The 26,370-nt window shown below is 63.2% G+C and carries 21 protein-coding genes and 1 pseudogene; 10 read left to right on the top strand and 12 right to left on the bottom strand.

The window, feature by feature from the left end; genetic code table 11:
* Positions 1-362: 362 nt before the first annotated feature.
* The gene (locus tag ACREYQ_RS08030; protein WP_432260201.1) at positions 363-1,826 is read left to right on the top strand and encodes an ISNCY family transposase; all 1,464 of its coding nucleotides are present in this window, start codon (positions 363-365) and stop codon (positions 1,824-1,826) included.
* Here ACREYQ_RS08030 and ACREYQ_RS08025 read toward each other — a convergent pair.
* The gene (locus ACREYQ_RS08025; RefSeq protein WP_432260381.1) at positions 1,783-3,474 is read right to left on the bottom strand and encodes a phage integrase family protein; all 1,692 of its coding nucleotides are present in this window, start codon (positions 3,472-3,474) and stop codon (positions 1,783-1,785) included. The genes ACREYQ_RS08030 and ACREYQ_RS08025 overlap by 44 nt on opposite strands.
* A gap of 160 nt (positions 3,475-3,634) precedes the next feature.
* Here ACREYQ_RS08025 and ACREYQ_RS08020 point away from each other — a divergent pair, with 160 nt between their 5' ends.
* Both ACREYQ_RS08020 and ACREYQ_RS08015 read left to right on the top strand, forming a co-directional pair.
* Positions 3,635-6,598, top strand: a complete 2,964-nt coding sequence (locus ACREYQ_RS08020) for a Tn3 family transposase (protein WP_432260200.1) — start codon at positions 3,635-3,637, stop codon at positions 6,596-6,598.
* A 316-nt stretch (positions 6,599-6,914) separates the two neighbouring features.
* On the top strand, positions 6,915-7,286 hold the full coding sequence (locus ACREYQ_RS08015) for a response regulator (RefSeq protein WP_432260380.1): 372 nt from the start codon (positions 6,915-6,917) through the stop codon (positions 7,284-7,286).
* Between the two features lie 80 nt (positions 7,287-7,366).
* Here the strand turns inward: ACREYQ_RS08015 and ACREYQ_RS08010 are convergent, their stop codons facing one another.
* The gene (locus tag ACREYQ_RS08010) at positions 7,367-10,447 is read right to left on the bottom strand and encodes a transglycosylase domain-containing protein (RefSeq protein ID WP_432260199.1); all 3,081 of its coding nucleotides are present in this window, start codon (positions 10,445-10,447) and stop codon (positions 7,367-7,369) included.
* A 370-nt stretch (positions 10,448-10,817) separates the two neighbouring features.
* On the opposite strand from ACREYQ_RS08010, the gene ACREYQ_RS08005 reads away from it, so the two are divergent.
* From ACREYQ_RS08005 to ACREYQ_RS07980, 6 genes are all read left to right on the top strand, one after another.
* Complete coding sequence (locus ACREYQ_RS08005) at positions 10,818-11,105, top strand: hypothetical protein (RefSeq protein ID WP_432260198.1); 288 nt, start codon at positions 10,818-10,820, stop codon at positions 11,103-11,105.
* Positions 11,106-11,204: 99 nt separating this feature from the next.
* Positions 11,205-11,468, top strand: a complete 264-nt coding sequence (locus ACREYQ_RS08000) for a hypothetical protein (protein ID WP_432260197.1) — start codon at positions 11,205-11,207, stop codon at positions 11,466-11,468.
* Between the two features lie 119 nt (positions 11,469-11,587).
* The gene (locus ACREYQ_RS07995) at positions 11,588-11,734 is read left to right on the top strand and encodes a hypothetical protein (RefSeq protein WP_432260196.1); all 147 of its coding nucleotides are present in this window, start codon (positions 11,588-11,590) and stop codon (positions 11,732-11,734) included.
* A complete protein-coding gene (locus ACREYQ_RS07990; RefSeq protein ID WP_317923264.1) occupies positions 11,721-11,999 on the top strand; it encodes a DUF1488 domain-containing protein in 279 nt (92 codons plus the stop codon). The genes ACREYQ_RS07995 and ACREYQ_RS07990 overlap by 14 nt, the downstream gene beginning before the upstream one ends.
* A 319-nt stretch (positions 12,000-12,318) precedes the next feature.
* Positions 12,319-13,407: a sigma factor-like helix-turn-helix DNA-binding protein gene (locus ACREYQ_RS07985; protein ID WP_432260195.1), complete on the top strand. Its 1,089-nt coding sequence runs from the start codon at positions 12,319-12,321 to the stop codon at positions 13,405-13,407.
* Positions 13,408-13,656: 249 nt separating this feature from the next.
* A complete protein-coding gene (locus ACREYQ_RS07980; RefSeq protein WP_432260194.1) occupies positions 13,657-14,922 on the top strand; it encodes a sensor histidine kinase in 1,266 nt (421 codons plus the stop codon).
* 398 nt (positions 14,923-15,320) lie between these two features.
* Here ACREYQ_RS07980 and ACREYQ_RS07975 read toward each other — a convergent pair whose 3' ends face one another.
* From ACREYQ_RS07975 to ACREYQ_RS07935, 9 genes and pseudogenes are all read right to left on the bottom strand, one after another.
* The gene (locus tag ACREYQ_RS07975; protein WP_432260193.1) at positions 15,321-15,884 is read right to left on the bottom strand and encodes an Hsp20/alpha crystallin family protein; all 564 of its coding nucleotides are present in this window, start codon (positions 15,882-15,884) and stop codon (positions 15,321-15,323) included.
* Between the two features lie 413 nt (positions 15,885-16,297).
* A complete protein-coding gene (dnaK, locus tag ACREYQ_RS07970) occupies positions 16,298-18,235 on the bottom strand; it encodes a molecular chaperone DnaK (RefSeq protein ID WP_432260192.1) in 1,938 nt (645 codons plus the stop codon).
* An 87-nt stretch (positions 18,236-18,322) separates the two neighbouring features.
* Positions 18,323-19,945, bottom strand: coding sequence for a chaperonin GroEL (gene groL, locus ACREYQ_RS07965; protein WP_432260191.1), 1,623 nt, complete (start codon positions 19,943-19,945; stop codon positions 18,323-18,325).
* Positions 19,946-19,986: 41 nt separating this feature from the next.
* Positions 19,987-20,274, bottom strand: a complete 288-nt coding sequence (locus ACREYQ_RS07960) for a co-chaperone GroES (protein ID WP_022540319.1) — start codon at positions 20,272-20,274, stop codon at positions 19,987-19,989.
* Between the two features lie 148 nt (positions 20,275-20,422).
* On the bottom strand, positions 20,423-20,803 hold the full coding sequence (locus ACREYQ_RS07955) for a hypothetical protein (protein WP_116322964.1): 381 nt from the start codon (positions 20,801-20,803) through the stop codon (positions 20,423-20,425).
* 238 nt (positions 20,804-21,041) lie between these two features.
* On the bottom strand, positions 21,042-21,608 hold the full coding sequence (locus tag ACREYQ_RS07950) for an Hsp20/alpha crystallin family protein (RefSeq protein WP_432260190.1): 567 nt from the start codon (positions 21,606-21,608) through the stop codon (positions 21,042-21,044).
* A gap of 89 nt (positions 21,609-21,697) precedes the next feature.
* Positions 21,698-22,105: an Hsp20/alpha crystallin family protein gene (locus ACREYQ_RS07945; RefSeq protein WP_078196397.1), complete on the bottom strand. Its 408-nt coding sequence runs from the start codon at positions 22,103-22,105 to the stop codon at positions 21,698-21,700.
* Between the two features lie 15 nt (positions 22,106-22,120).
* Complete coding sequence (locus ACREYQ_RS07940; protein ID WP_432260189.1) at positions 22,121-22,561, bottom strand: Hsp20/alpha crystallin family protein; 441 nt, start codon at positions 22,559-22,561, stop codon at positions 22,121-22,123.
* Between the two features lie 1,091 nt (positions 22,562-23,652).
* A pseudogene (locus ACREYQ_RS07935) lies at positions 23,653-23,902 on the bottom strand (IS66 family transposase); the annotation flags it as partial.
* 103 nt (positions 23,903-24,005) lie between these two features.
* On the opposite strand from ACREYQ_RS07935, the gene ACREYQ_RS07930 reads away from it, so the two are divergent.
* Entirely contained in the window at positions 24,006-24,665 is a 660-nt protein-coding gene (locus ACREYQ_RS07930; protein WP_432260188.1) for a carbonic anhydrase, read from the top strand.
* 351 nt (positions 24,666-25,016) lie between these two features.
* Here ACREYQ_RS07930 and ACREYQ_RS07925 read toward each other — a convergent pair whose 3' ends face one another.
* Positions 25,017-26,264, bottom strand: coding sequence for an MgtC/SapB family protein (locus ACREYQ_RS07925; protein ID WP_432260187.1), 1,248 nt, complete (start codon positions 26,262-26,264; stop codon positions 25,017-25,019).
* Between the last annotated feature and the right edge of the window lie 106 nt (positions 26,265-26,370).

Below are 26,370 nucleotides of genomic sequence, written 5' to 3'. Positions count from 1 at the left end.
GCGCCGGCCTTTGCGCCGGCGTATGCGGCGTGTTGCCTGCATCATCGGCGGCATCACGCTTTGCCTCGTCGTCCCCGGGCAGGCAGGAACCCAGTGATTTTTTCCCCGAAGGGGACGTGAAAGACGCTGGATTCCCGCCTGCGCGGGAATGACTGTAGTGATTGACGGGTTATCTGAAGGGTATTAGGGGCTGGAAGGTGCACTTCGGCTCCGTTTATGATTTAACATAAGATACATTATGCGAACTGTTGGTGTAGCGGCAAAGTTGTAATGTCCGGTTTTAGCAAAGTTCAAATGTCCGCCTGAGGGCCTGTCCATGGTATTCAGCCTGCCCGGTTGAATGCATAAAGGGACGCCCGGCGATGGCTGGAACCGAGGTTATTACAGTAAGCATGCGTGAGTTAGATAGGCTCAAGACCGTCCAGGCGGTCGTGGATGGTCAGTTGCGGCCCGGCGTGGCCGCCGAACGGTTGGAGATCACGGACCGGCAGTTCCGGCGGCTGCTGGAACGCTATAAGCAGGAAGGCCCGTCCGGGCTAGTGTCGCAACGGCGCGGGCGACCCAGCAACAATCGCATGCCTGCGGACCGCGAATCTGTAGCCCTTGGCCTGATCCGGGAACACTACGCTGACTTCGGCCCAACGCTGGCGGCCGAGAAGCTGCACGAGCGCCATGGACTGACCTTGTCCAAAGAAACGATCCGCCGACTGATGACGGCAGCCGGCCTGTGGGTGCCGCGCAAACAGCGGCCGCCCAAGGTCTACCAGCCTCGTAACCGGCGCGCCTGCTATGGCGAACTGATTCAGATTGATGGCAGCGATCACCGCTGGTTTGAGGAGCGCGCGCCAGCCTGCACGCTGCTGGTGTACGTCGACGACGCCACCAGCCGGATCATGGAACTGCGCTTCACTCATTCGAAATCCACGTTCACGTATTTCGCGGCGACCCGTGCCTATCTGGAGCGCCATGGCAAGCCGGTGGCGTTTTACAGTGACAAGGCCAGCGTTTTCCGGGTCAACAAGCAAGGGGCAACCGGCGGGGATGGCCACACGCAGTTTGCCCGGGCGTTGTTTGAGCTGAACATCGAAGGCATCTGCGCCAATAGCAGCCAGGCCAAGGGGCGCGTCGAACGAACCCACCTGACCCTGCAGGACCGTTTGGTCAAGGAACTGCGCCTGCGCAATATCAGCACCATGGAGGCCGCCAATGCCTTCATGGCTGAGTTCATCGCCGACTACAACGCGCGCTTTGCCAAGGTGCCCAAGCGCGATTTCGATGCGCACCGGCCGCTGCGTGGCGACGAGGACCTGGCGCGCATTTTCTGCTGGCGCGAATGGCGCAAGGTGTCGGCCAGCCTCACGCTGCAGTACGACAAGGTCATGTATCTGCTCGAGGACCGGCCCGAGCACCGGCGCCTGATCCACAGCTACCTCGAGGTGGCCGAGTACCCGGACGGGCGGATCGAGTTGTGGGCCGATGGTGCTGCCCTGCCCTACACCACCTATGACCGGCTCGCCGAGATTGACCAAGGCGCGATCGTGGACAACAAGCGCCTGGGGCATGTGCTGCAGCTGGCCCAATACGTTCAGGAAAAGCGCGACAACACGCGGTCCCTCTCTGTGCCTGGCACGGAGGGAGCTCCCCGCAAGGGAGGACGACCGCCCGGGAAGAAGTCGCAGCGGTCGCTGGATCAGAACGATATGTTGGAATCGCTAAACGGGGTCGCTTCAGAAAACGGAAAATATTGCACGCTAAGCCACGGGAGGCCTGGCCGAGCGCTGGCTACCGGGCCGCGAAGGCCTGATTCATCTGGCGTGCCCGCTTGACCTCGTCGCTTTGTAGATAAATCGAGGTGGTCGCCACCGAAGCGTGACGAAGGTTGTCGCGCACGCTGGTCAATTCCGCGCCGCGGGCCAGAGCGTGTGTGGCATGGGTATGCCGCATCCAGTGCGGGCTAGCTCGGCACAGCTTCTCGGCCACTGCAGGGTCGTCGCACGCAATCACATCGGCGGCCTGGTCAAAGAAGCGCCGCATCACGTGCCAGAGGCGGGTCCCGGTAATACTGCTCGCGCTATCCTGGTCCAGGCTGGCGAGGAGAGGTGTCTTGGGGTCCCAACGGGCCGGCGTCACCGGCAGTCCTCGTTGCACCAGATACTGGTCGAGCCCCGAGCGTGCCAGTGGCGGTAGCGCCACTTTTCCGGGCCGACTGCCCTTGCCAACCAGATGCAGCCAGTGATCATGGTGTTCATCCACGCGGATGTCGCCCAGGGTTGCGCGGACCAGTTCGCTGGCGCGCAAGCCGGTGGCATAAGCGAAATCCAGGATAAAGCGCAGGCGCTGGGCTGCGGGAGCATCCCAGCCATAGGACCACTCCAGGCCGTCGGCAATGGTACGCACCAGCAGCCATTCGCCCTCGGTAAATCCTCTGGAGGTATCGAGGGCGGCGACGCGAGTGCGGCCACGGACCTTGATCCCCGCAAACGGATTGGCCAACACATAGCGTTGCTCGATCAGCCAGCGGAACAAGGCGCCGAGCACCGATAGCGCGTATGCCGTGGAGCGAGCCGAAAGCGCTCGTGCGAACGGCCGCCAATCGGGGCCGCTACGTGCTCGCGGCGGCCCGACCCACCGCTCGCGCGGCGCTGGCCTTCGCAGAAAGGTGCGATAGGCGATGGCATCTTCTGTGGTGAGCGATGATAGCGCCCGACCCCGTTCGACAATCGCCCACAGGATCAGCCGCTCGGCTTCCTTCCGGTAGGCGCGCTGCGTGGTCGGCGCTTCGTGCAGGGCGAGCCAGGCCTGCACCGCCTCGTAGTCGTTGGACGCGTCGAGCGTGCAGGCCTGCCGCGGCGCCCGGAAACTGCCCCGCGAGCCGTCCACCTCGTGCGGCAGATGCAGCCGCTCCCACGGCACCACCGCACTCGGCGACGTGGTGACGATCAGCGCGCGCGCCCGCTCGGTCAGTTGCGGGTGCGCGCGAAAGAAGTCCTCGATGTGCCGTGCGCTGGCCTGCCCCAGGTCTGGGATCGCACTCCACCAGCGGCGTCGGCGCGGCACCCGCACGGTCAGGTCCGCCAGCGTCTGGATGCCGTGGGCGCGCAGGGCGCGAACGGCCCGGGGTGCCAGCCAAAGCCCGATGTCGTCCGTGACCTGAGGCTGCGGGGCTGGAAGGGAACGCAGGACCTCGATCGCATGGCCCACAGCAATGGCGCACTGCAGCCGTTCGCTGACGGGATGCCGCAGCAGATCCGCCAGGTCGGCGCGCTGGCGGTGCTGGGCGAAGGCGATCAGTTGCCGGCGGATCCGGCCAAGCATGCCGCGTGCCGATTCGCCGGGCGCCTTGGCATGGGCCAGATAACGCTCCACCGCCGCGCGGGACGACAAGCCGGAATACCAGCCACGCAGCGCCGCGAGCGCGGCTTCATCGGGGAAGTCGCGGGATTCCGGGATGCCGAGTGGCGGTGTCTGGGGCATTTTCATGGCTACCAGTTTATGCTAGAAACAGGCTTATTACGATAACAAGGATTATCTGAATAGAACGCTTTAAAATGCGTATTCTTTCCTGAAACCTGCCCACTGAAGCCGGCGCAGCACCGACCAAGACCGCTGATTCCGGTTCATCGAAAGCATTGGCATGTCACGCCGTACCGTACTTTCCGCCACCGAGCGGGAGAACCTGCTCTCATTTCCGGACACCGACGAAGAACTCATCCGTCATTACACATTCAACGAGTCGGATCTTGCGCTGATCCGGCAGCGCCGGGGCGCCGACAATCGGTTGGGTTTCGCGGTCCAGCTCTGCTACATGCGCTATCCCGGCATCATGCTGGCGGCGGGCGAGGAACCGCCACAGGCATTGCTGCAGGTGGTGGCGCAGCAGTTGCGCGTTGCGCCCTCGCATTGGCCAGACTACGGGCGGCGTGACCAGACCCGACGGGAGCACCAGGCGGAGCTGCAGACCGTGCTTCGCATGCGCCCATTCACCATGGCCGACTACCGCGCCGCCGTCCAGTCGCTGTCGGAGCTGGCGCAGCAAACCGACAAGGGCATCATCCTCGCCACGGCGTTGATCGATTTCCTGCGCCAGCAGTCGCTGCTGCTGCCGGGCACGAACGTGCTGGAGCGCATATGCGCGGAGGCCGTGACGCGCGCGACCCGCCGCATTTACCAGGTACTGACCGAGCCGCTCACGGAACACCACCGGCGACAACTCGACCTGCTCCTGCAGCGCCGGCCAGACGGGCGGCTGACCTGGCTCGCCTGGCTGCGGCTGCCGCCGGGCAAGGCCAGCTCCCGCCAGATGTTGCAGCACATCAACCGCCTGAAGCTGCTGCGAGCCGTCGGCTTGCCGGAGGGGATCGAGCGGCTGGTTCACCAGAACCGGCTGCTGAAGATCGCCCGGGAGGGCGGTCAGATGACGCCCCATGATCTCGCCAAGTTCGAGCCGCAGCGCCGGCACGCGACGCTGACCGCGATCGTGATCGAGGCCTGCGCGACCGTCACCGATGAAATCGTCGATCTACACGACCGTATCTTGGGGCGTCTGTTCAATCTGGCGAAGAAGAAGCACCGCGAGGAATTTCATCTGTCCGGCAAGTCGATCAATGACAAGATCCGGCAGTACTCGAGAATCGGGCGGGCCATCCTGGAGGCGAAGGAGCGCGGCGGCGATCCCTTCGAGGCGATTGAAGCGGTGATGCCCTGGCAGGTCTTCACCAAGAGCGTCACCGAAGCCGAGCAGCTCGCCCAACCTGAGGCGTTTGACTTCCTGCATCTGGTTGGCGACCATTTCTCGACGCTGCGCCGCTACGTGCCGGAGTTTCTCGATATCCTGAAGCTGCGTGCCGCGCCGGCGGCCAAGGATGTGCTGGCCGCCATTGACACCATCCGAAAGATGAATGTCAACGATGCGCGCAAAGTCCCGGCCGATGCGCCCACCTCTTTCATCAAGAAGCGCTGGGAGCCGCTGGTACGCGCCAAGAACGGCATCGACCGTCGCTACTATGAGTTGTGCGCGCTGGTGGAACTCAGGAACCGCTTGCGTTCCGGCGACATCTGGGTGCAGGGCTCGCGGCAATTCAAGGATTTCGAGACGTACCTGTTGCCCGCCGAGAAGTTCGTCGCGCTCCGACAGAGGCGCCTGCTGCCGCTGCCGATCGCCACTGATTGCGACTGCTACTTGGATGAGCGACGCCGATTGCTGGAACTGAAACTGGCCACCGTCGATCGGCTAGCCACCGCGAACAAGCTGCCGGACGCGATCATCACCCAGTCCGGCCTGAAGATCTCGCCGCTCGACGCCGCCGTTCCAATGGAGGCGCAGACCTTGATCGACCAGACCGCGCTGATGCTACCGCGCGTCAAGATCACGGAGCTGCTGCTGGAAGTCGACGGATGGACCGGCTTCACCCGCCATTTCACGCACCTGAAGACGGGCGAGCCGGCCGCCGACAAGACGCTGTTGCTCACGACTGTGCTTGCCGACGCCATCAATCTCGGTCTGACCAAAATGGCGGAATCCTGCCCGGGCACTACCTACGCCAAGCTGTCCTGGCTGCAGGCGTGGCATATTCGGGACGAAACCTATACTCAGGGCCTGGCCGATCTCGTCAATGCACAGTCGGCCCATGGGTTCGCTGCGCATTGGGGGGACGGCACGACGTCTTCGTCAGACGGTCAGCGCTTCAAGGCCGGCGGCCGAGCCGAGAGCACTGGGCACGTAAATCCGAAGTACGGCTCCGAACCCGGCCGGATGATCTACACGCATATCTCGGATCAGTACGCGCCGTATCACTCCAATCTGGTCAACGTCGGCATCCGTGATTCGACCTACGTGCTCGACGGCTTGCTGTACCATGAGTCCGATCTGCGGATCCAGGAGCATTACACGGATACCAACGGCTTCACCGATCACGTCTTCGCCCTGATGCATCTGCTCGGGTTCCGGTTCGCGCCCCGGATCCGCGATCTCGCAGACACGAAGCTGTACATCCCCGGCAGCCCAGACGACTATCCGGCGTTGGCTCCGATGATCGGTAGCGCCTGCAAGGAGACGCTGATCCGGTCACACTGGGATGAAATCCTGCGCCTGGCCACGTCGATCCGCCAGGGCACGGTGACCGCCTCATTGATGTTGCGAAAGCTCGGCAGCTACCCACGACAAAATGGCCTCGCAGTGGCGCTTCGCGAGCTAGGCCGCATCGAGCGGACATTGTTCACGCTGGACTGGTTACAGGACCTGCAATTGCGCCGTCGCACCCATGCGGGCCTCAACAAGGGCGAGGCCCGCAACGCGCTGGCGCGATCCGTCTTCTTCTACCGTCTTGGCGAAATTCGCGACCGCAGCTTCGAGCAGCAACGCTACCGCGCCAGTGGGCTGAACCTGGTCACGGCGGCAATCGTGCTGTGGAACACCGTCTATCTCGAACGTGCTGTGCAGGCACTGATGGGCCGTGGCATGCCAATCGATCCAGCCTTGTTTTCTTACCTGTCCCCGCTGGGATGGGAACACATTAACCTGACCGGCGATTACGTGTGGCGCCAAAGCAACAAGCTACAGGCAGGGAAGTTCCGGCCGTTACGGCTGCCGGAGCGCTGAGTCGCACTATAAGTGCTCTGATCGCATCAACGAGGCCACGCACTATGCCAGTCGCTACGCGTCGCTACGGTGGTGGTAACTATGCGCCGAACAACGCTGGCGCCATCCATGGATAGATTGGAGCGCTTTGCGGCGCAGGGAGGCGCCTACCGCGCCTACGTGCTCGACGTCGCCGACCACGAGTCATGCCAGAACGCCAGATCGAAAATCTCTAGATCGAGATCGGGTCCATCGCAGGAAGCCCCAAAGACACCGTTGCATCCGCGGCAACCGTTCGCTATGAATAGATGAGAAGCCCAATTGGAAATTGGAACTCGTGTTGCGACGTGCGCTCATTCCCGATGACGATCCCAACGGTGCTTCCGCACTCTGTGAACTGTTGCGGCAATCCGAGTGGGACGCCCAGTGGTGCGACGACGGCGAGGCGATGATGCTGCTTGCCGCGGGCTTTCGGCCGCAGTTGCTCGTGCTCGATCTGGATATGCCCCGAATCACTGGTTTGGAGGTTGCCCGGCGCCTGCGTGCACAACCCTGGGCACAGCAAGCCGTGATCGTCGCATTCAGTGGCGGGCGCGGCGACAAAATGCCAAGCGAAGTCATGGAGGCAGGCTTCGATCATTTCTGCCCCAAGCCCTACCGTCCGGAGTACCTTGAATTATGGGACGCGCCACGTAGTGGCTCGGGTTGACGGAGCCTGGTTCTTGGTTTGCCGGGCGCGTCAAGCCGGCCGAAAGGCTAGGCAGCGATGACATTTCGCGCGCGTTTCGGTCAATGGGCCATGACGCCGAGAAGCGGATCTTCTTGAAGTCGGTCGCGGCAACGCAGCAGCGGCTGGTCGCTGCCCGGCGCGACCATGGCCGCCACCTGCGGCGCCATGTAGCGCAGCAGCCGCACCGCCAGGGCGCTGGTGTAGCTGTACCGCGCCGCATACGGCTCCCTCGCGCTGATGGTGACGGTGCCGAAGAAGTGTTCACCCACGACGAAGACAAAGGTGGCCGAACGGGTCACGGAGCGTGACGCGATCAGCCGCCCGCCCGGGGCATACACTTGGAAGCGCTGGTCGCCCGTGCCGGTCTTGCCGGCCACCGCCAGCGGCGCGCCGCCCTTGCCGGGCATCACGAACGCGCCCCGGATCGACCTGGCCGTGCCCCGCTCCACCACATCCAGCATCGAGCGCCGCACCAGGGATGCCACTTCGGTCGGCAGCAGTCGCTTGCCCGGCGCCGGCTGCAGGACAAAGCGCGTGGCATAGGGAGTATTGGCGGCAAAATCCAGGCTGCGCACCGTGGCCGTCCGAGTGGCCACCCCGCCGTTGAGGAGGATGCCAGCCAACTCCGCCAGCGCGGCGGGTCGGTCGCCCGAGGCGCCGATGGCGGTGGCATACGACGGGGTCAGCGAATCGAAGGGGTAGCCCAGGCGCTGCCAGCGCTTCGCAATGCGCTGGAATGCATCCTGCTCCAGCAGGGTGCGGATGCGGTTGTCCTGGCCGGCCTTGCTGCGGGAGCGGAACAGCCACCGGTACACCTCCTGGCGCTCGGCAGTGCTGTCGCGCAGGATCTGCGCCAGCGTCGCATCCGGATGCTTGCCCAGGTATTCCACCATCCACAGCTCCAGCGGGTGGATGCGCGACAGGTAACCGCGGTCATTGAGGTTGAACTTGTCGTGGCCATACTTGCGGTAGAGCGCGGGCAGATCTTCGCCAGCGAGCCGCTTGTCGGTCAATCGCGAGCGCATGATGCGGATAAAGCTCTCCTCATCCAAGTCCGGCCGCACGCTCAGCAGCGTCACCGACAGGCGCACCGCGGAATAGTGCGGCGTGCTCATGCGCACGCGGCCAAGCAGGGTTGCCAGGCGTTGGTCCGAATTCTTGCCGCGGTAGTGCTGGTAGAAGCCGGTCATGTAAGCGCTGCCCTCCTGGTCGGCAAAGCGCTCCAGGTAAGCGCGGCGCTCGGGCGAGTTCCGGTCTTCGAAGATGTCGCTCATGTCGGGCCTGGCGTGGAACATCTCATGGCGCACGATGTCGCGCATCAGGCGGATGAAGACCAGGTTAACCGAATGCTGGAAACCTTCGCGCACGGTCATGATGCGCTCGCCTTCCCAGCGCTCGAAATTGCTGAAGCTCTGCCGTCCCCCGCCGGTAAAGAAGGCTTCGCCCGGGTTGCCGGAATACTTGCGTTCCAGGGCCGCTTCCAGCATCGGCGTCAGTTCGCGCTCCGCCGGCGCAGGGGCCTGGCTCAGATAATCGACTGCCCAGCGGCTGAGTGCATCCTGCTTCGCCAGCTTTACACCGGCCAGATCGGCGCGGCTCATGCCGGCATAGCGACCGTGCAGCTCGGTGACGATCTCCAGGTAAGTCACCAGCGTGCGCAGCTTGGCGGTGGATCCCAGGTTGAAGCGCCCCCCGCTATTGACGTCGAACGGCTGATCCACGTTGTCGGCCTGCACCCGCACCACACTGGCATTGCCCACGCGCTCGAACAGCGTGAAGCTGGCGGTCAACTTGGACGGATCATCCGGATCGCGCAGCAGGTTGTGGCCGTACAGGCCCATTTTGCGGGCCTCGTCCTTGTCGCGCATGCGCAGCAGGATATCGGTAACAATGCGCTGCGCCTCGCGGTTGATGGTGCTGTCCGCAGTCAGGTCCAGCCGGTCCATGTCATAGCGGCTATCGACGCCGGTCATCCAGCCGATGTCCGCGCGCACTCGGTTGATAGCTTTGCGCGTGACGAAGGGCTGCGGCTCAGGCTTGGGTGGCGGCGCCGCCTTGGCCAGCGGCTGCCGCAGCGCGGCGTCGCGCAACGCGGGCGTGATGATGCGGTTGGTCGCCAGCAGGCGCAGGTAGCTGCCAGTCAGCGCCTCTAGGTTGGTGTCGTCGCGGCGCAGGTGGTAGGAAGGCCGGCGCTGCGCGATGATCAGCGACAGTGCGCGCTTGAACGCCTGCGCCTCGCGGCCGGTGGGCGCGTTCGGGTCCATCTGCGTCATCAGCCGGTTAGCCTCGGCGAAATCCTCGCCATACCAGACCCACAGCGCATCGCCAATGCCGTTGACCTCGCCAAAGCCCACCCGTGCCGACAGCGGCACCGTGTTGAGATAGTCGACCACGATGCGTTCGCGCGCGCGACGCGTGTCCGGCCCGTCCAGGTAGGCGCGCAGCGAGGCCGAGGCCATCTGCCGGAACTTCTCCGCGATCGACTGCGTGCGACCTTCCGGCGAATGCCGATACTTCTCGGTCTGCGTGGCCAGCGTGCTGCCGCCAGGCGATTCGTGCAACTTGTCGGCCAGGCGGATCACCTGGTCCATCACCGCCCGTGACAGGCGTTTCCAGTCGAGCGCCGGGTTCAGGTTCGGGTACTCCGGATTCAGCAGCCCCTGGTTCTCCACGAACAGCAGCGCGCCGACGAGCACCGGCGGCACCGCCGCGAAGTTGTCATATTGCCGCTGCGGATAGCGTTCAAACGCCAGCGTCAGGCCGTTGCAGTCGCGCAGCGCCAGGCCGGCCTGGCTCTTCTCGCGATACGGGGGGAAGATGCCGTAGTCCATCAGCCGAACCATCGCAGGCGACATGCGCGCCTGCTCCGCTGTCACGTAGCCGTGTTGCGTCAGCCGCTCGGTGAAGTCTGGCATCCGACCGTAGCCCAGGCGCACGTCATAGGGGCCGGAATGGGGAAAGCGGATGCTGTCGCTGGCGCCCGGCTGCACCGCGACGCTCAACTGCCTGGCGAAGCGACCAAGATAGTGCGCCTGCCATTGCGAATTGCGCACTTCGTTTGCAACAAGGCCGTAGGCGACATAGCCACCCCCGCACAGGGCGACTGCCACGCCCGCGAAAATCCAGCCACGACGCGACACTTCTTGGCTATCCGAAATGCTACCGGCGCCCGTCGGCACGGGGATCATGCCGGCTCCAAGCGCAAGCGAGGCGGGCCGCCTTCGCGCGCACCGCCTCATTTAATATTAGAAGCGAGCAGGCGCGTTGCAAGCGCCTGATCGTGCGTCACGCTACTAGCCGCGATGGCCTGGCTGAGCGCGGGCTGATCCCCCACCGTATGCCGGGCGGGCACCTGTGGCGGCGCGATAAGGGTGTGCGCCGGCGTCGCCAGCCAAGTGCGCTAAGCTATTAGGGGCGAAGCCGGGCGGGGCCTCGGATTGGTAGGCTTTATGTTCGGACCGCACGTTCGCGGGGGCAGGACGAACACAACGGCACCAAAGAGGAGGGAGCATGAACACGCTGACCTACACACTGGTCACCTACCGTCCCGATGGCGCCAATCAGAGCGCACACGACATTGTCGTCAGCCGAGACTGGCAAGAGGTGGTGCGCCGCACCGCGATCCTGCTCGACCAGAACGCCACGCGCGAGAGTAACCAGCCATGGAAATTCTACCTGCTGGTGGATGGTCAGTTCGCCGGCGCCTACACGCAAGAACGGCTGGTGAAGGCGGCGACCACCTATCCCGGCCGGTGCGAAGAGGACAAGCCCTTGGCGCCGCCTTCGGGAACCATTTAAATTCGGATCAGAGGCACGTCGCTTCAGGCTGCGGCGCCCGCATCCGTACTGGGGTCGGATTCGGCAAGACGCCGCCCCCACCGCATAGGAGACATCGCCATGCACACGACCAAGAGCGATTCGCGATTGGCGAGCGCGAGTGAGATCCGCGAGATTGTGGGTCCCGTTGACGATGAAGTGATCGCACGGATCCAGGACATCGAGCCGACCGTTGAGGATGTGCGGCGGGCCTGCGAATGGTTGCGTGCCGACGAGCCTCAATTGCGCAACCCGGAGTTCGGCTCGGGACGCAAGGCGGAAGAGGTATTCGAAATTCTGGACGACGAGTCGCCGGATTTCGATTCGTCGGGCCGCCCAGGGTAGCCGGCGATCCGGGCATGGCGCGCCCGACGCTCGCCCCACGGTCCAAGCTCATGCGGCCATCAACGCAAACGATAGGCCGAGTGTGGTGCCTGACGCCGTCCGCATAGCCGGCAACGCGGATGAACCGGATCGCCGCGCCGCGAATCGCGTGCTTCGCGACTTTGTCGTCCATCGAAATCTGCCTACACTGGCAACAAATCGGCGCGGCGACGGTGTTCGCTGGCAACCTCGGTTTCTCTCCTGGTTATCGCAATGCAACAGATTGACTTTCCTCGCACCGAACCGCGCTTTCGTGCCGCCGACTTGAGCCTCGAATGCGCTGCTCGCGTGGACGGAACGCCAGCATGCTATGCCATTACTGCGGAGGCGCTTGAGGATCACTTTGGGGCGCGCTCGCATCGGCCAGAGGATCTGGTACAGGCCCTACAGGGACACCGCGATGATATTGAAAGCGTCGCACGCACCCTATTCGACTTGACTGGATCACGCAACATCGTGCTGCACAGTGGGCATTTCCGTTTCGCCCTGTAAGGGCCGTGCATTGGGGATCGGATTGGTCGGGCGCGCCTGAACCGGCACACCAACTCGCCAAGGCAGGACCGATTCCCAAGTTTTGGTTGACCGCCGTGGTGCCAGGTGGAGCACGCAACAGGTATCCTTGTTGCCCTTGGTTCTTTGGCTCAGGCAAGGCGAAGCGGACAACTTCAGCCCACAGCAACGGGGCCCGTGGGGGAATGTGGCCGCAAGCGTGCTGGCGAGGCTCACGCGTGCGGAGGCCCTTCGTGGAGAGAAGGTTGGATGTTGGCTGCCATCGTCCCGGGGCGCGATAGGCTATTGCAGCGGGCATGTCGTGAAACTGCTGGTAAGATACCAAAACATCACCGAGGCCTCGCACGCGCGGTGCGAGCAAATGCTCACCGAGTCTGCCGCGCACTATCTCAAGCGTCATTTCAAACGGTTTTTTGGCGGAACGGTGCTGCTGCGCGCCGATCTCGCGAGGGACGCCGCCCACCCCTCCTATCATGTCAGGCTGCGCCTGGCGCTGCCGCGTGCCACGTTAGTCAGCACAGAAGACGGGAAGTCGATCCGAAGCGCGCTGAGGGCGTCGTTCGTCGACCTTGGGCGCCAGATCGAGCGCCACCTGGCGCGCCTGCGCCGGGAGGATACTTGGCGGCGCAAACAGCGCCGTGAGGGGCTGCGACGACTGAAGGCCGCCACCGCGGCGGCGACCCCGGCGGAATCGGCACGTTTCGACGAACAGGTTCGGGCACTGCTATCGCCGCTGCAACGCTTCGCGCAGCGCGAACTGTCCTATCTGCGGGCGCGCGGCGACTTGGCAGAAGCGGATCCGGCCTTGGACGATGTGGTCGACGAGGTACTGACTCGCGCCCTCGAGCGACTGAACCAGGCCCCGCAGGTGGTACTGAGCGAGGATGAACTGCACGGGCTCGCGCTGGCCGTGCTGGAAGCTGAGGTTGCGCGGCGGCGCAGCGAAGAAGGCCGCTGGGTTTCGCTCGAGGCCAAGGCCACGGTTGTGCCGGCACGCTCTCATGATGACATTGATGACGCGGTATTCGAGTACTGGCAACCGGATGAGTTGCTGCGGATGGAAGATGTGGTGCCTGACGCTGCCATTAGCCCGGACGTGGTAGCCGCCCAGAACGAATTGCACGAGATCGTCGGCGAATTGCTGTCGCAGCTGCCTAACCAGTGGCGTCGAACTGTGCTGCTAGCACGCGTGGACGACGTGCCAGTGCGCAACATTGCGCGCTTGCTGAACACACCGGAAGGCGAGGTACGGAGCTGGCTGGATCACGCCGATGCCTTTCTCAAGGCCAGGCTCGAAGAGGACGGGCTGCAACCCGTGAGCGGGACTGGCCAGAAACGACACGGGCGAGAAAGTGGCGCCGAGACGGAGGGCCAACTGCCTGACACCTAAGCACATGTCAGGATTGGATGGGCACGCCGGGTCAGATCGTAGCAGGGGCGCGATGGGTCGGGATCCCACATGTAGGTTCCAAAGCGAGTCTGAGCTTGATACTTGTAGATTGCCTGTGCATCATGCAAATCCCGTTCCAGAGGGAGAGGGCCGGTCTGACGGATAATCAAGCCATGCCGCCTCCTCGCTGGTCACCCGCCAACCCGTCCGGGCCAATCCTCGTTTCCCGTTTGCCGACCCAACCTGATCATGCCCGACCTGCAACCGGCGCCGCTTCGCGGCCTTGCCGCCTTTCTCCAGCAGAGCCGAACCGCGCTGACTGAGCGGTGGATGCGCGCGGTATCTGCGGATGAAATCCTGACGGAGGCTGACCGGCTGACGTACGAACAGCTCGCAGACCATCTGCCCCAGATTATCCACAGCATCTGCGTGGCGCTCGAGGCGGAAGATCTCGACCAGGCCGAGCCGGCAATCGGACGGGGGGCGCGTCAGCACGGCAATGTGCGCTGGCGCCAGGGTTACCAGATCGTGGAACTGGTGCGTGAGCTGGACCTGTTGGGTCAGGTGCTGGATGACGCGCTCGACGAATATGCGCAGTCGGTCCCGAGCTTCAGCCGGCAATACGAAGCCCGCGCGCGTCGCCTGATCGATGAGGCGCGCAGTTTCGTGACGCTGACATCGATCCGGGAGGTCGTGTCCGAGCGCGAGCGCGAGATCGACCAATATACCGCTCGTCTCGAGCGCGCCAATGATGAGCTCGAACTCAGGCAGCGGCTGCTAAGCGAGCTGCACGAGTCGCGCATGCAGATGACGCGCAGCGTCGTCCACGACCTGCGCAATTTCCTGAACGCGTTTTCGATTGCGCTGCAACTGATCTCCCGTGCACCGGCAAAAACGGAAGCCGGGGTTGCATTGGCGAGCCGGCAGGCTGCCGACATGAAGCAACTGGTCGACCAGATGGTGGAGTATTCAGTTGTCCTCGGCGACGTCTCACCTGTCCTCCCCGAGACGGTTGACCTGGGCGAGCTATTCGACGAACTGGTGGCGACTTCACGTCCGCTGGTTGAAGCCAAAGGCTTGCGGCTCGAAGCCGAGCGTGACCCCGGGTTGAGTGCCGTTCGCTCGCACCGGCTCCGGCTGAAGCAGGTGGCGACGAATCTGCTGTCGAACGCCCTGAAGTATACGCCCGAGGGCGAGGTTCGCCTGACGGTGGGCTGGGTGGACGCGGATCACTGGTATCTGCGGGTGTCGGATACGGGCGTGGGCATCGCGCCATCTGACCAGGCACGTGTGTTCAACGAATTCGAGCGGGCGGCAGACGAGGACATCCCAGGCGCCGGACTGGGACTGGCAATCGTGAAGGAGCTCTGCCGGACGCTTGAGGGCGTCATCCATTTCAAATCGCGTAAAGGGCACGGCACAAGCTTCGAGATCCATTTTCCGGTGAGGCTCAGGGAGCCGGAGACCGACGGGGGGCTGAATGCGGGCGGTGATCACTGTTCTACGCGATGCTGACTGGTCGTCGTGTCCTTCGACTGCTCCGGCTCTGACGGCGCTGACCATGGTAGCAGGCAATCCTCGCGTTTCGTCAGGTCACACGCTGCGCCGGGGCCGAGGCGAAGGAGCTTGCGTGATGTGGGCAATGGTGGTGGGGTCGTTTGCGCGGGCGATTGCGACAATCTTCGTGGCCGGCCACTATCGTCTCGAACATCGTCGTGAGCAGTGGCTCAGGAATCTCGACCACGCCGACCGGCGCCACTGGACCGGCCCCGGCGCTAGTGGCCTTGTCCGGTAGGTCGTACTGGAGTCGAACCAGCGACCAACGGATCAACAGTCCACTGCTCTACCAGTTGAGCTAATGGCCGGCCCACACGATATCCGCCCGCCACCAAGACATTTCTTGCCTGCTTGCCCTAGCCAATATCGATCGTGCGACTCGCGGATCGCGCCGGCTCCGATTTCGGCACGGTCAACGTGAGCACACCATTGTCAAACTTTGCCAGGGTGTGATCGGGGTCGGCGTTTTCCGGCATGGGAATCGTGCGCACGAAGTTTCCATAGGCGCGCTCTAGCCGGTAACAGCCATCTTCGTCGCTGCGCACGTCCTGCTTTTTCTCGCCGCGCAGCACGATCGCCCCGTCCTCGACGCTCACGTTCAGGTCTTCGCGCTCTATCCCTGGCAATTCGGCGGTCACGCGCAGCACCTGCCCTTCGTCGACCACGTCGATGCGCGGCTGGAAGCGCGATGAACTGAAGTCGCCAAACCATCGCTCGAGTGCACCACGGCCGGCAAACGGGTCATGAAAGAACTCCTCCACTGCGCGCCACGGTTCGCGTGAGAACAGTCGCGGAATGTCAGGCAAGGAGGCGCGCCATTGTTCGCTCGCCGGCGGGCTTTCCGGGCTGTCCCCATCGGACTTGCGGGCTGCCCCGCGAAGGAACTTGAAGAGATTCCACTTTTTCGGGTCGGTGTTCATCGTATCCTCCTCTAAGAGGTCTGGCAGGAGAACCGGATTCCAGTTGGTGTCAGCCGCATCGTCGATGATCTATTGACCGTAGGAACCCCCTGATGTGCGGTTTCCCGACGGTATATGAATAGCGCACGGGGAAAACTCCCTGAAGACATCTCGCAGATGGCAGTTGCAGAAAGCAGGACCGGTATATTTTCGGTACGTTATGACAGCCGTAGGGGTTGGTCTTCGGTTCTCTGCGAAGGCGTCAGTCGTTGCTAGCCGGTTTGACAAGCCCCTGGCTGTCGCGGCCACATAAGCGTGTTCTTGGCCGTATATGCCGGCCGCGAAATCATTACAAGAAACACCGACAGAGGCCGCTAACGTACAAAAAAACCGTTTCTTGAACGCACCCAAAAGTTTGACGGACGTCGGCTAATTTACTGCTTGGCGCCCGCTTCTTTGAACTCAACATCCTCCACGTCCTCGCCTTTCTTCTCGGCGCTCGCCTCTTTCGCGTCCGCGGCGCGACCGGAGCCAGTGTCCGGCTGAGCCTGAACGTCCGCATAGACCTTTTCGCCGAGTTTCAGCGAGGCCGTGGCCAGGGCCTGCGCCTTGGCGTCGATCTCGGCCTTGTCGGAGGTCTTCAGTGCCGCCTCAAGGTCCCTGATTGCGGATTCGATCTTCTCCTTCTCGTCCGCGTCCAGCTTCTCGCCGTATTCGGTCAGAGCCTTGCGCGAACTGTGTGCCAGCGCGTCGCCGTGGTTGCGCGCATCGACCAACTCCCGCTGTCGACGGTCTTCGTCAGCATGAGCCTCGGCGTCCTTCACCATGTGCTGGATCTCGCCTTCAGACAGGCCGGAGTTGGCTTTGATGGTGATCCGGTTCTCCTTGCCCGTAGCCTTGTCCTTCGCCGACACGTGCAGGATGCCGTTGGCGTCGATGTCGAACGTCACCTCGATCTGCGGCATGCCGCGCGGCGCCGGTGCAATGCCCTCCAGGTTGAACTCGGCCAGCATCTTGTTGCCCGTAACGATCTCGCGTTCGCCTTGGTACACCTTGATGGTTACCGCCGCCTGGTTGTCGTCGGCCGTAGAGAAGACCTGAGAAAACTTGGTCGGGATGGTGGTATTCTTGGTGATCATCTTGCTCATCACGCCGCCCAGGGTCTCGATCCCGAGCGACAGGGGGGTCACGTCGAGCAACAACACATCCTTGCGCTCACCGGTTAGTACCGCACCCTGGATCGCCGCACCCACTGCCACCGCCTCGTCGGGGTTGACGTCCTTGCGCGGCTCGCGGCCGAAGAACGCTCTGACCTTCTCCTGCACTCTGGGCATGCGGGTCATGCCGCCCACCAGAATCACGTCGTCGATCTTTTCGACCGCGATACCGGCATCCTTGATTGCGATGCGGCACGGCTCCATCGTGCGCTCGATCAGGTCTTCGACCAGAGCTTCGAGTTTGGCACGTGTGAGCTTCAGGTTCAAATGCCGCGGCCCGCTGGCGTCGGCCGTGATGTACGGCAGGCTGATTTCCGTCTGCTGGCTCGACGAGAGCTCGATCTTGGCCTTCTCCGCGGCTTCCTTCAGGCGTTGCAACGCCAGCACGTCCTTCGACAAGTCGACCCCTTGGTCTTTCTTGAACTCGCCGATGAGGTAGTCGATGATGCGCTGGTCGAAGTCTTCGCCCCCCAGGAAGGTATCACCGTTCGTCGACAGCACTTCGAACTGCTTCTCGCCTTGCACGTCAGCGATCTCGATGATGGAAATGTCGAAGGTGCCGCCGCCGAGGTCAAACACGGCGATCTTGCGGTCGCGGCTTTCCCTCTTGTCCAGCCCGAACGCGAGCGCCGCCGCGGTCGGCTCGTTGATGATCCGCTTGACGTCGAGGCCGGCGATGCGCCCGGCATCCTTCGTCGCCTGTCGCTGGCTGTCGTTGAAGTAGGCGGGCACCGTGATCACGGCTTCGGTGACGGGCTCGCCGAGATAGTCTTCGGCGGTTTTCTTCATCTTGCGCAGCACCTCAGCCGAGACCTGCGGCGGGGCGAGCTTCTGGCCTTGCGCTTCGACCCATGCGTCGCCGTTGTCGGCCTTCAAGATCGTGAAGGGCATCAGGCCAATGTCCTTCTGCACTTCCTTTTCCTCGTAGCGGCGGCCGATCAACCGCTTGACGGCAAACAGCGTGTTCTTTGGATTCGTGACGGCCTGCCGCTTGGCGGGTGCGCCGACGAGGATTTCGCTGTCGTTCACATAGGCGACGATCGAAGGGGTCGTGCGCGAGCCTTCGGAGTTCTCAATCACTTTGACCTGGTTGCCTTCCATCAGCGCCACACACGAATTCGTGGTGCCGAGGTCAATCCCGATGATCTTGCTCATGATGTCCAAGCGCCTGGCGCTTCCTGGTAGGAGACTCCCTGTAAATCCACAGCCGTATGGGACTCGCCGCACGCCTTGCGTGTCTCGTCAATACTCCAGCTCCGATGACACCGCAGCGGCTTTGCCGTGGTCTTTTGGCATCTCTGCCACGGTCGCGTCCGTGGTCAGAATCAGTCCGGCGACTGATGCCGCGTTCTGTAGTGCGGTACGGGTCACCTTGGTTGGGTCAATCACGCCCATCTCGAACAGGTCGCCGTATTCACCGGTGGCCGCATTCCAGCCGAAGTTGCCGTCATGTCCGAGTACCCGGCTAAGCACCACCGACGCTTCCTCGCCGGCATTGGCGGCGATCTGCCGCAGCGGCTCCTCCAGGGCACGCAGCACGATTCGGATGCCGGCTTCCTGATCGGCGTTGGCGCCCTGGAGCGGCGCAAGCTGGGCGCGGGCGCGCAGCAGCGCGACGCCGCCGCCCGCAACGATACCTTCCTCGATCGCGGCCCGCGTGGCGTGCAGAGCGTCTTCGACGCGCGCCTTCTTCTCCTTCATTTCCACCTCAGTGGCCGCGCCAACCCGGATCACCGCTACGCCACCGGCCAACTTGGCGACCCGCTCCTGCAACTTCTCCTTGTCATAGTCGCTGGTGGCCTCGTCGATCTGCCGCCGTATGGCCTTGATGCGGGCCTCGATTGCTGCGGGTTCGCCCGCGCCGCCGACGAGGGTCGTGTTCTCCTTCTCAATTTCGACGCGTTTGGCATGCCCCAGATCCTCCAGCACGACATTCTTGAGCTGCTTGCCCGTCTGTTCCTCGATCAGCGTGCCACCGGTCAGGATGGCAATGTCTTCCAGCATGGCCTTGCGCCGGTCGCCGAAGCCCGGTGCCTTCACCGCGGCGGCCTTGAAGGTGCCGCGCAGCGAGTTGACGACCAGGGTCGCAAGTGCCTCGCCTTCCACGTCTTCGGCCACGACGAGCAACGGCTTGCCGGTCTTGGCCACGGCCTCGAGCACCGGCAGCAGATCGCGAATCGCCGATATCTTCTTGTCATGCAGCAGGATATACGGCTCTTCGAGCAAGACGGATTGCTTCTCGGGCTGGTTGATAAAGTAAGAGGCCAGATAACCGCGATCGAACTGCATGCCTTCGACCACCTCCAGCTCGCTCTCCAGCGACTTGCCGTCTTCAATCGTGATGGCCCCGTCCTTGCCGACCTTGGCCATCGCGTCAGCGATGATCTTGCCGATCGCCTCATCAGCGTTGGCGGAGATCGCGCCGATCTGGCCGATCTCCTTGCTCGTAGTGCAGGGCCGGCTCAGCTTGCGCAGCGCCTCGACGACCGCGCTCACGGCCAGGTCCATGCCGCGCTTCAGATCGATCGGATTCAGACCCGCCACCACGTCCTTCATGCCCTCCTGAACCATCGCCTGGGCCAGCACGGTGGCGGTCGTGGTGCCGTCACCGGCCACGTCGGATGTCTTGGCCGCAACCTGCTTGACCAACTGGGCCCCCATGTTCTCGAACGTGTCGCGCAGCTCGATCTTCTTGGCGACCGATACCCCATCCTTGGTGATCAGCGGCGGCCCGAACGATCGCTCGAGGACCACATTGCGCCCCTTGGGGCCGAGCGTGACCTTGACCGCGTTGGCCAGCAGGTTGACTCCCGCCACGATGCGGCGGCGCGCGGACTCCTGAAATTGGATCTCCTTGGCTGCCATGATGAGACTCCTCGCGAGACGCTAGTTTTCGGTTCCTTCCTCTATTCAACGACGCACAGTATGTCCTCGTCACGCATCACCAGCACCTCCTCGCCTTCAAGCTTGACGGTGGTGCCCGCATACTTGCCAAATAGCACGCGCTCGCCAATCTTCACGCTCGGCGCGCTGACATGGCCATCGCCCAGGCGCTTGCCGGGGCCGACAGCCAGGACTTCGCCCTGGTCCGGCTTTTCGGCGGCGGTATCGGGGATGACAATACCGCTGGCCGTCTTGTGTTCTGCGTCCAAGCGTTTGACGATGACGCGATCGTGTAGTGGACGGATGTTCATAGCCTTGCTCCTCGTCCGATCACTGTGATCATGAGCTTGTCCGGCCGATCGGGTCGTGTCCGGGCCGCCGTTCAGGGCATTCACGTGTCAACGCCGGCGTCTGGATTCAAGCCGCTAGCATTATTGGCCAGGAACCGATCCTGGCGCTTCACTGAATGGCCGGCACGGTGCCGAGCTTCTCTGCCAGCATCCGCTCATATACGCCAAAATGCACATCCACCTCTGCCTGACTGACGACGACAACGTCAATCGTGACCTGCTCGGGCGACAAGCCGAACATCGTGGCCAGCGCCACCTCCAGGTGGGGGGCCGCCACTCTGTCCTTGTCGAACGTCGTGCCGATGCTGATCACGTAAGCATCGCCTTGCGCTGTGACGTCGACCAAACGGGCCCGCGCGCTGAGGTTGTTATCGATCGCGACTGTGACCAACTCCGCTACGCGCCGCGTCCGCTCGGTAGGAAAGCCGCGCGTGCACTTGAGCCGCACCCGATGCCTGCCTAGCGTCACCCACTCAGAATCGAATTCCATCGAAGTCTCCATCTCGGGAAGTGTTTGCCGTGAAAATAGAGGCCAGTCCGGCGATTTCAAGACCTTAGCGTGGCACGTGGATTCGCTGCAGTTGCAAGCCAGCACCGCGCGTTCCGAGCGCCGCCTATGCCAGAAAGGGCCTCGGAGGCGCTACCTTGCACGGCCAGCTGGAATCTCCCAGCTGAGCGCAGCAGACTCACGCGAGTGTATTCCCTTGACGCAGCTCGCCATCTTTCGCTCACTTCACCTCGATCTTCTTCACCGCAGATTGCGACGAGCCGGTCTTGGGTAGACGCAGCGTCAATACGCCTCTGTCGAACTTCGCATCGATGTGATCGAGGTCGATGCCATCGGGCAGCGGGATACTGCGCATGAAGGCGCCGTATGCCCGCTCCAGGCGGTAGCAGCCGTTTTCCTCGCTCCGAATGTCCTGCTTCTTCTCACCTCGCAATACCAGGGCGCCATCTTCGATGGTGGTCTGCAGGTCCTCGCGATCCATGCCGGGCAGCTCCGCCGTGATCCTCAGCGCCGTGCCATCATCGACTACATCGATGCGAGGTTGGAAGCGCGACGAACTGAAGTCACCGAACCATCGATCCAAGCCGCCAAAGCCCGCGAAGGGTTCATGCAGAAACTCGCCCATCGCACGCAGGGGATCGCTGGAAAACAGCCGTGAAACGTCGGGCCAGTCCGGTGTCCAGTGCCTTGGCGCGGGAACATTCGACGACTCGCCCGTCGGCTGCCTATCCTCTGTCGATTTGCGTAGGAACTTGAATGGGTTCCATTTGCCCAGGTCTGTTTTCATCTTGTCCTCACCGACGTATGTCCAGCCCATTTCCGCGGGTACTGCGGTGGCGCCCTTGCAGACGCCACCGGTAACCCGGCGACGGCAACTCACGCCACGTTGACTGCAATGCGACGCGGACGCGCTTCGTCGCGACGCGGGATCGTCAGCTTGAGCACGCCGTCCTGCAGGTTCGCCTCGATCTTTGACGCGTCAAGGTCCGCACTCAACGAGAAAGCGCGGGCGAAGTGCGGCTGGCGAATTTCCGCGTGTTGCACCCGCAGCCCTTGGGGGGTGGGCACGACCGCTTCCGCCTCAATATGGAGGTTGCCGTCGTGGACATTCACCTCGAGCTTGTCCTTGGTCACACCCGGAAGGTCGGCCCAGAGGGTGACGCCGTTGCTGTCCTCGACGATGTCGACCGCGGGGAGCAGGGTCATGGTCGGGGTCGACCTGTCCTCCTGACCTTTTGTCACGGCATTCTGGTCGCGTTCAACCATTTGGGTAGTCTCGTTCATGGCATTCTCCTCGCGCTATTGGACCGTGATCGCCCGAGGCTTCGAGGCTTCCCGCTTGCCCACACTAATAGACAAGCAGCCGTTGGCATAGCGCGCCTGGACCTTGTCGGGATCGGCGCTTTGCGGCAATTCGACCACACGCCGGAACGTGCCGGTGAATCGCTCTTGCGCATACAGCCGGACCTCGGGATCGTCCGCAGCTTGCGCCGCTTCGCGCTCGCCGCTGATGGTCAGCAGGCCCTTGTCGATCGACACCTCGAACTGGTCTGGCTTGAGCCCGGGGGCGAACGCGACGATCTCGATGGAATCGTCCGTGGCACCGATATTGACCGGGGGAAATGCCCCGAAGCGGCCGGAGCGGAGGCTGGATGGGAAGCCGCCGAACAAACTCGCCATCTGCCTTTGCATGCGGTCGAGTTCGCTGAAGAGGTCAGTTCCAAAGAAAAGATCGCTCATGGTCGTATCCTCCTTCGATGCAGCAAGGAGGCGAAGGGGCATACGCGCTCCCATCCACCTGCCAAGCCGCTGGCAAACAAACAGAAACACGCAGCGCGCAATGGTCGCGACTGCCTGAGCGAAAATAAAATAGTAATTGCGCAGCCAAATTTCAAGGGGTCCAGCTTGCGCCGTTCCGCGAAAGGACATCGGCCGATTCGTGCTGCCCCCGGTCACGGTTGGGCAGATACGCTTACATTGCATCACCGGGGTTGCTTCCGTTACACGGCGCCACATCTATGTGCCGCATGGAGCGTATTTGTCGCCGCCTGCCCAGCAGAGACGCACAGTTCGACTGGGGCCCTGCCTTGTGGCGTGGCTCGCCGGATAACAGTGGCCGGCTCGGCACGTCTCACGCAGGTCGCGGTCCGCGGACACAGATCAACTAGCTGGCAGCGCAATGTGCTCCTAGCGACACTTTTTAGTTTATGCTCTACACGGCGGCGCCGGCTTGCCTCTCGTTGAGCAGAATTGGCTGAGTCGTAGAATGTGGCCGCGGACCGTCCGGGGTCTCCGCCGGGACACTATCTCCAAATTCTATGGGTCAGGTTCGTCGCCCGGTAGTTGGCGCCCGGCGGGGGGCTAGCGATCGCTTAGAGTGCAAAATTTTCCGTTTTCTGAAGCGACCCCTAAAACGCTTACAGCAGCAGCCATGGCCGCTTAACGGCACCGAGAGCTGATTTCACTTTGCTCCTGGGAACTCAAATCCGCCCTGCTGACATGACAGCTTCACCCTGAGCCGAACTCAATCGTGTCAGGCCAGCACCACCGCCGTACGGGAACCCCGCAAAAGACGCCAACCCCGCACAAAAAGCACGCCCGCACCGACATTTGAATTTAGCTGGCACCCCGACAAGTCAAAACCGGCTGGACAAAACGGTGTTAGCCGTTATTAGTAATGTCACCTTTGCGATGATTAGAGATGTCACCTGAGGCTGACTCCCCGTACGCTCCGAGTTTCGTCGGGCGCTATGGGAGGCATCCATGCACGAACAGGGATTGGTGACCATGAGCATGCGCGAGGTTGACCGCATGAAGGTGATCCAGGCGGGCGCCGCGGCCGGTAGCTTCGGTGCTGCGTTCCACGGCAACAGTTTGTCGATTCGGTTTATGCGAGGGTCAGCAAGATGGGGCGGAACGTATTCAAGATAGTCACGCGGGTTGATCCCGTTAAGCGTGCCCTTCGAGATCAGGCCGTACTTTGCGGCAGCTCGCTCATCCCCGGTCGACACCGACGAATGGGAAGCTTCTGCGTCCGAGGCTGACACAGCGAAGCGCATTTTCAGCCAGAGCGTTTCTGACCCCACACCCCCGGCGCCTGACATCGGCGATAATCGTGGCCGAATCGGCAGGCCGGCGTATCGAACGGTCCTGCCAGCATCCGGTATCGAATCTGGAGGACGCCATGCGTGACATTATCGACGGCTTTCTGCGCTTTCAGCGCGAGGTCTATCCGCAACGTGTCGAGCTTTTCAAGCAGCTCGCAACGACGCAAAATCCCAAGGCGCTGTTCGTCACCTGCTCGGACAGCCGCGTCGTGCCCGAACTTCTCACCCAGCGCGAGCCGGGCGAACTGTTTGTGATCCGCAACGCGGGGAACATTGTGCCATCTTACGGTCCAGAACCTGGCGGCGTATCGGCCACCGTCGAATACGCGGTCGCGGTCCTGGGCGTGCAGGACATCGTGATCTGCGGGCACTCGGACTGTGGCGCGATGGGCGCGATTTCCCGTTGCACGTGCCTTGATCATCTTCCCGCGGTCGCGAACTGGTTGCGCCATTCGGATGCTGCGAAAGCGATCAATGCGGCGCATCAATTCGATACACCGCGCGCCAAGCTCGATGGCCTCGTGCGTGAGAACGTGATCGCGCAACTGGCTAACCTACGCACACACCCGTCAGTGGCACTTGCGCTCGAACAGGGGCGCATGAACCTGCACGGCTGGGTCTACGATATTGAGACGGGTAGCATCGATGCGCTCGATGGCGCGACACGACGCTTTGTGCCCCTCGCCGAGTCACCGACCACCATTGCCGTGGCTTCGCGCAACCGCGGACAGGTGTGATATGCATTAGCCGGGACGCGATGTGACAGGTAGTCGATCCATCTGTCGCCAACTCGCAATCACGCCTTGGACATTCGCAGTCCGAACTGCCGTGACTGCTTCCTGGCGACCTCCCATGGAGCTTGCGCGTCCCGATCAGAACGTACATCGCGGCAGCCCGCTGGCCCCCGCTATCAACCAGCGAAGGGAAGGTCCCTTCCTTTTCATTACCCGAATTCGCGCGAGCACGAATCGCGGCCAATCACGCCATGGTGGGTTATGGTCGGGCTTGATGGGCGCTGGCGCGTGAATTGAAAGTGTAGACTCCTTGAGAAGGTTAAATCCTGCGCACAGCACCGACGCTGGCCGGCCTCAAGCCAGCCGCTGCAGCCACGCCGCTGCCCAGGTTGCGCCGGTCGACAAGACCAGCCCGATCGCCACCGGCAGCGCAAAGCGCGCACCGCCCGCTGCCGATGCAACGATCTTGCTGACGGTGTTGGCGGTCAATGCCCCCAGCACCGGCCACACCGCGGCGGGCGGCCCGATTTTGCCCGCGCCCACCATGGAGCCGATCGAGGTCGCCGCGGCGTGCGCATCGGCGAATCCGGCGCCGATGGCCAGTGCCAGCAGCCCTTCGTTGCCAGCCCACGCCTGCGTGGCAGCGCCCAGCAGCTGCAGCACGGCAAACAGCACTGCAAACGCTGCCGCCCCGCGCCAGTCGAAGGTCCGGCCGCCGGGCAGGCCCTCTGAGCCGCCGCGCGCCTCATGCCAGGAACGCCAGAGCCAGATGCCGCCAGACACAGCAATGACGGCCAGCCCCGCTGCCAGCGGCAGAGCCAGTGCCGCCAGCGCGGACAGGCTGGTGGCGCCCAGCAACAGCAGCATTTGCACATAGGTGGCGACGCTGGATAGCAAGGCGGCAGCCACCGGGCCGTGAATGCGCTCCACGCTCTTGCGTGACAGCACGGCCATTGCGGCAATGGTGGCCGTGCTGGAAACGAAGCCGCCAAACAGGCCTGAGATCGGCAGACCCAGACGGTCGCCGAACAGGCGCGCACAGATATGCCCGACCGCGCCGGCCAGCAGCACCAGCAGCACCACCAGCCAGATGGCATGCGGGTTCCAGGCGTCGAGCGGGCCCATGTAGCGATCCGGCAGCAGCGGCCAGACGATCAGCGCTGCGGTGGCGAGGATCAGCGCCTCGCTCATTTCCTCGCGGGTGACCACGCGGCGGGCGATATGGTGCAGGATGGGCTTGCCATGGAGCAGCAGCACCACGACCGTGGCGAGCGCCGCAGCCAGTTCCGGGTGGCTCACCGCCAGCGCGCCCAGCAGCAGGGTCAAAAGCAATGCGAATTCCGTCGTGAGGCCACTGTCATGGCCGGCCGAGCGGTGGTAGCTCACCGCCGTCAGCAGGGCCGCGCCCAGCAGCATCGCCGGCAGCACCAGGCCGGGCGAGAGCATGGCGCTGGCTGCGCCCGACAGGCTGACCAGGGCAAAGGTGCGCAACCCGGCCGGGGCTTCGCCGCTGCCGTCAGCGGCTTGGCTGCGCTCGCGTTCCAGCCCGATCGCCAGTCCGATGCCCAATGCAACCGATGCCGAAATGATCAGGGAGTCCATAACCGGTGCCCGAGGATCCTGTGGTCGTGATGCGCCTGGCCGCAGTATCGCTGCAGGCGGTGATTTGTGCACGCCTCGGGGTCTGGCCTTCGAAAGGCGCTCCGGC

The sequence above is a fragment of the Cupriavidus sp. TMH.W2 genome (assembly GCF_050847365.1).
Classification (GTDB): domain Bacteria; phylum Pseudomonadota; class Gammaproteobacteria; order Burkholderiales; family Burkholderiaceae; genus Cupriavidus.
Note: the sequence above shows the minus strand (reverse complement) of the source record. Positions and strands in the feature narration are given on the sequence as shown.

Bases quoted from the DNA above. Each gene is read 5' to 3' on its own strand.
- ACREYQ_RS08030 (WP_432260201.1), top strand. From the start codon at position 363: ATGGCTGGAACCGAGGTTATTACAGTAAGCATGCGTGAGTTAGATAGG.
- ACREYQ_RS08025 (WP_432260381.1), bottom strand. From the start codon at position 3,474: ATGCCCCAGACACCGCCACTCGGCATCCCGGAATCCCGCGACTTCCCC.
- ACREYQ_RS08020 (WP_432260200.1), top strand. From the start codon at position 3,635: ATGTCACGCCGTACCGTACTTTCCGCCACCGAGCGGGAGAACCTGCTC.
- ACREYQ_RS08005 (WP_432260198.1), top strand. From the start codon at position 10,818: ATGAACACGCTGACCTACACACTGGTCACCTACCGTCCCGATGGCGCC.
- ACREYQ_RS08000 (WP_432260197.1), top strand. From the start codon at position 11,205: ATGCACACGACCAAGAGCGATTCGCGATTGGCGAGCGCGAGTGAGATC.
- ACREYQ_RS07995 (WP_432260196.1), top strand. From the start codon at position 11,588: ATGAACCGGATCGCCGCGCCGCGAATCGCGTGCTTCGCGACTTTGTCG.
- ACREYQ_RS07990 (WP_317923264.1), top strand. From the start codon at position 11,721: ATGCAACAGATTGACTTTCCTCGCACCGAACCGCGCTTTCGTGCCGCC.
- ACREYQ_RS07980 (WP_432260194.1), top strand. From the start codon at position 13,657: ATGCCCGACCTGCAACCGGCGCCGCTTCGCGGCCTTGCCGCCTTTCTC.
- ACREYQ_RS07975 (WP_432260193.1), bottom strand. From the start codon at position 15,884: ATGAACACCGACCCGAAAAAGTGGAATCTCTTCAAGTTCCTTCGCGGG.
- dnaK (WP_432260192.1), bottom strand. From the start codon at position 18,235: ATGAGCAAGATCATCGGGATTGACCTCGGCACCACGAATTCGTGTGTG.
- groL (WP_432260191.1), bottom strand. From the start codon at position 19,945: ATGGCAGCCAAGGAGATCCAATTTCAGGAGTCCGCGCGCCGCCGCATC.
- ACREYQ_RS07960 (WP_022540319.1), bottom strand. From the start codon at position 20,274: ATGAACATCCGTCCACTACACGATCGCGTCATCGTCAAACGCTTGGAC.
- ACREYQ_RS07955 (WP_116322964.1), bottom strand. From the start codon at position 20,803: ATGGAATTCGATTCTGAGTGGGTGACGCTAGGCAGGCATCGGGTGCGG.
- ACREYQ_RS07950 (WP_432260190.1), bottom strand. From the start codon at position 21,608: ATGAAAACAGACCTGGGCAAATGGAACCCATTCAAGTTCCTACGCAAA.
- ACREYQ_RS07945 (WP_078196397.1), bottom strand. From the start codon at position 22,105: ATGAACGAGACTACCCAAATGGTTGAACGCGACCAGAATGCCGTGACA.
- ACREYQ_RS07940 (WP_432260189.1), bottom strand. From the start codon at position 22,561: ATGAGCGATCTTTTCTTTGGAACTGACCTCTTCAGCGAACTCGACCGC.
- ACREYQ_RS07930 (WP_432260188.1), top strand. From the start codon at position 24,006: ATGCGTGACATTATCGACGGCTTTCTGCGCTTTCAGCGCGAGGTCTAT.
- ACREYQ_RS07925 (WP_432260187.1), bottom strand. From the start codon at position 26,264: ATGGACTCCCTGATCATTTCGGCATCGGTTGCATTGGGCATCGGACTG.